The organism is Limnofasciculus baicalensis BBK-W-15 (genome assembly GCF_024178385.1).
GTDB classification, from domain to species: Bacteria; Cyanobacteriota; Cyanobacteriia; order Cyanobacteriales; family Coleofasciculaceae; genus Limnofasciculus; species Limnofasciculus baicalensis.
Window position 1 is genome coordinate 6448 of record NZ_JAMZMM010000156.1, and the last position, 3819, is coordinate 10266.

Sequence of the window (3819 nt, forward strand, 5' to 3'; positions counted from 1 at the left end):
GTAGTAGGCACTTAAGTGCCCATTACAGATTGTTAGTAGTAGGCACTTAAGTGCCTATTACTAACATAATTATCGAAGCACATCCCAGAAACCGGGTTTCTCTGTACATCACATACCTAAAAATTGGTGTATCCACTGGCGAGGATCTTTTTTGGTAAAGAGAATAGCTGTTCTCGGTAATTTATCTGGTTGACTTTCTACTTTATCAGCTTGAGTCGATACTTTTTCAATTTCAGGGATAGATGTCAAAATCATATAAATCTTCAACTCTCCCTGCTTAACTTCATAAAGAGCCAGATTATCGCCACCATAACCATCCACTTTAGTAAATGTAAATGGCTTGTCTCCTTTATTAAGTTCCGTGGTTATCGTCTCAGCAGTTTGTTTAAGATCCAGAGGTTTAGTGAGTGAAGTTGTCACTTGCAGTCTATCTAAAAGTAGCTGCTCTATTTCTACCTCTTCTGTTGTTTTGCTGAGGTTTTTTAATGCTTCATTTTTGCGCAGTAAATCGATGTCAGAAGTTTTGATCTTCTCCAGTTGCAAGTCTGAGTTATTCCTTATATTTTTCTTGAAAGCCTCATAAAAATCTACTACGATAGACGGTTTATTCTCGGGTGATTTATTCTCAATCTCATCTAACTTATAGATGTTGTCATCCATAAATATAGCCGTTTTTTTGTCTTTATTGACAAAGTGAATAAACTGATCTTTGCCATCCTTAGTTGCCCGATAGACTTGAAAATTGGATTCCTTTGTCTCTTCTTTGATTGTAAAGCCTTTGGCTTCTAGTTCTTTTTTGAACTCGGTAGCAACTTTATCTAATTCATCGGTTGTATGATAGATATAAGCAGGCTTCTGTTGGTTATCAAATTCTGTCTTGATTATCCCACCAGATGTTAATAAAGATCCAAAGTAGAAAGGGAATCCTTTAGAGAAATTATTTAGAGTAGTAGAAACAGTTGGTTGTGGTGGCAGTGAGGGTTTTGTTGGTGTTGATGGATTAGGTTTTGTTGGTGTTGATGGATTAGGTTTTTTTTGTGTTGATGAATTTGAGTTGGTTGAATTACTTGATATATTTTGTGTCTGTGTTGACGTGGATGAGGATTGAGTAGTTACCCTACTCTTTGATGTTGAAGTAGAAGCTGTTGAAGTAGAAGCCCTTGAAGTAGAAGCCCTTGAAGTAGAAGCCCTTGAAGTAGAAGCTGTTGATGCTTTTTGGCGAGTAGTTGTTGTTTGGGAAGGAGTTGGCTTACTGGTTTTCGGGGTAGTCTTTCTAGGGGTACTAGATGGTGTTGTCTTTCTTGCTAATTGAGGAAGAGATTTCCGGGGAGTGGCAGGAATCGATTTTTTTAGAATTGGTTTTGATGCAGTTTTATCACCATCGGAATCAGATTCTTTAGGAGTTACCTTTGGTGAGGGAGATGGAGAGGGTTCAACTTGCGATTTTTTTTCTGCTGCTTCAGAATTCTCAGAACTTTTGGAATTAGCACCTGTCGGAATTACCAAAACTGCGGCGTGGAGTGCTAGTGCAACGACTAACATTGCACCAAAGAAGTTTTTTCCAGATCCAGATGATTTGTTGAAGGAATTTAATTGTGTCATAAGTGTTATCTAGTCCGATGAAATAAGTCAACTTAAATATTATTGAATTGTGGGATCTTTTTCCCAAATTACCACAAAAGTTTGAGTCGGGTTAGGAGTGCCAACTCCAACCAAACTCAGATATAATTCAACTCCTTTGGCATCTTGTGCTTTATATAACTTTTCTCCACCATATCCATCACTTATTTCTTCTATCTCGAATCCCAGTTGCTTGTTTAAGATGGGTTCAATATATTGAGCGTAAGCGATTTTAACATCTGTTTCGGCTATTCCTACTGAACCACGAATTCCCTCCTTTAACGCTTCTCCCTCAAAAAAGTAGGGTACATTATCTTTAGCTACTTCGGCAACTGGTAAATTGTTAATAAATTTATCGACAACCACTGAATCGCTATTTTCACTGGCTAATAATTTTGTCCGAATGCGATCCCGCAAGTCTTTGACTACAGTATTATCAGAAGTTGTAGACTCGGTTGTAGTCTTATTGGCTGGAGTTTCCTTATCGTCGCTTTCCGTTGCATCACTTTTACTGTTGTCTTCTGGAATTTCGTCTGAATCTGCTTCGGCTGAGGGAGACACAGGAGGTTTGGCTTCAGTTTTTTCAGTATCTGTTGCCACTTCAGCTTTTTTACTATCTGCTTCAACCTTACTTTTTTTAGTATCTTCCTTAGCCGACGATTCAGGAGATTTTGCAGGATTTGCTTGGGGTGATGCTGAGGGTTCAACTGTACTCTTTTTATCTTCTTTCTCAGCAGACTCAGATGTCTTGCCACCATCCCCTGTCGGTATCATTAATACTCCAGCATGGAGTGCTAAGGCAATAATGAACATTAAGCCAAATAAGTTTTTTCCAGATTGAGATGAATTTTTGGAGGAATTAAATTGTGTCATAAGTGTTGTCCATTCTCTATATATGTAGGGTGTGTTAGCTTTGCTAACGCACCATCATTGATGTAACTGCGTAAATCCTAACTGTTATAAACTTCTAGGATCTTTTTCCCAAAGTACTACGAAAGTTTGACTATTAAAAGAACCAAACCCAATCAAACTCAGATAAAATTCAACTCCTTCATCATTTCGTATTTTGTATAGATTTTCTCCACCATATCCCCCTTTGATTCTCTCGATCTTAAATCCTAGTTCAACGGTTAGAATGGGTTCAAGATATTGACTATAAGTCCTAGCAATACTGTTTTGGGAAATTGCCAGAGAACCAATAGTTCCTGCTTTTAACTTTCCTCTATTAAAAAAGAAGGCGGAATTACTTAGTTCTTCAATGGGTAAACTATTAAGAGTTTGATCGACAACAGCTTCACTATTAGTTCCACTTGCTAACAAGTCTCTCCGAACCTTATTTCGCAATTCTTTGAGTAAGTCATTTCCCAAAACTGTCGGCTTAGTTGGATTTTGTTTAGCTATAGTTTCTTCATTTTTATTTTCTGGTGATTGATTTTTCTTGTTCTCCTCTAGAGATTTAACAAGATTTACTTGAGCTAAGGGAAACACTAAAGGTTCAATTTTAGTTTTTCTAGTATTTTCCTGAAACGACTCAGTTGTCTTGCCATGATAGTCTGTAGGTGTCATTAACACTGTATTGTGGAGTGCCAAGGGAATAACAAACATTAAGCTAAAGAAGTTGTTCCCATATTTAGATATTTTTTTGAAGTAATTAAATTGTCTCATAAGTTTTTGTCTGCGGGAATAGGTCAATTTCATTGCAATCAAATTCTCGGATCTTTTTCCCAAATTACTACGAAAGTTTGAGTATGGCTAGGAGCGCCAATTCCAACTAAACTCAGATAAAATTCAACTCCCTCAGCATTGTGTGCTTTGTATAAATTTGCTTCACCATATCCCTCACTGATTTGCTCGAGTTCAAAGTCTAGTTCAACCTTTAAGATGGGTTCAATATATCCACGGTAAGCATTACCCGGACTGTTTTGAGAAATTCCCAGGGAACCAATAGTTCCTGCTTTTAATTTTTTTCCATCAAAAAAGGAAGTAGGATCATTTACTTCATCAAGGAATAAACTATCAAGAGTTTGATCGACAGCGGATTCAGTATTAGTTCCACTTGATAATAAGTCTCTCCGAACACGATCGCGCAATTCTTTAAGTAAGCCATTACCCTTACCTTTCGGATCAGTTGAGTTTTGGGTAGATGGTTTATCTTCTGGTTTATCTTCTGGTTTATCTTCTGGTTTATCTTCTGGTTTA

3 protein-coding genes and 1 pseudogene are annotated in these 3819 nt (G+C 37.3%); all 4 read right to left on the bottom strand.

All coding sequences use genetic code 11. The annotated features are described in order from the left end of the window. Positions 1 to 108: 108 nt before the first annotated feature. Positions 109 to 1602 (bottom strand): hypothetical protein, encoded by a 1494-nt coding sequence (locus NJ959_RS15910; RefSeq protein WP_254012720.1) that lies wholly within the window; start codon positions 1600 to 1602, stop codon positions 109 to 111. 39 nt (positions 1603 to 1641) lie between these two features. Beyond that, positions 1642 to 2493 (bottom strand): hypothetical protein, encoded by an 852-nt coding sequence (locus NJ959_RS15915; RefSeq protein ID WP_254012721.1) that lies wholly within the window; start codon positions 2491 to 2493, stop codon positions 1642 to 1644. Positions 2494 to 2577: 84 nt separating this feature from the next. Then, on the bottom strand, positions 2578 to 3285 hold the full coding sequence (locus tag NJ959_RS15920) for a hypothetical protein (protein WP_254012722.1): 708 nt from the start codon (positions 3283 to 3285) through the stop codon (positions 2578 to 2580). Between the two features lie 38 nt (positions 3286 to 3323). After that, positions 3324 to 3819 (bottom strand): annotated as a pseudogene (locus NJ959_RS15925) (hypothetical protein); the annotation flags it as partial.